At 72.6% G+C, this 307-nt stretch carries 1 protein-coding gene; it reads left to right on the forward strand.

Going from position 1 to position 307, the window contains the following annotated elements; genetic code table 11:
* On the forward strand, positions 1–307 hold a 307-nt coding region (locus NQZ67_RS30070), incomplete at both ends, for a collagen-like domain-containing protein (protein ID WP_257453181.1).

Genomic DNA, 307 nt, shown 5'->3' on the forward strand with positions numbered 1-307 from the left:
GGTGCCGACGGCGCTACTGGACCTGCCGGACCTACAGGGCCTGCTGGCGCTACTGGACCTGCCGGACCGACTGGCGCGGACGGCGCTACTGGACCTGCTGGACCGACTGGTGCCGACGGCGCGACCGGACCTGCTGGACCGACTGGTGCCGACGGTGCGACTGGACCTGCCGGACCGACTGGTGCCGACGGCGCTACTGGACCTGCCGGACCTACAGGGCCTGCTGGCGCTACTGGACCTGCCGGACCGACTGGCGCGGACGGCGCTACTGGACCTGCTGGACCGACTGGTGCCGACGGCGCGACCG

The organism is Paenibacillus soyae (genome assembly GCF_024623455.1).
Taxonomy (GTDB): domain Bacteria; phylum Bacillota; class Bacilli; order Paenibacillales; family Paenibacillaceae; genus Pristimantibacillus; species Pristimantibacillus soyae.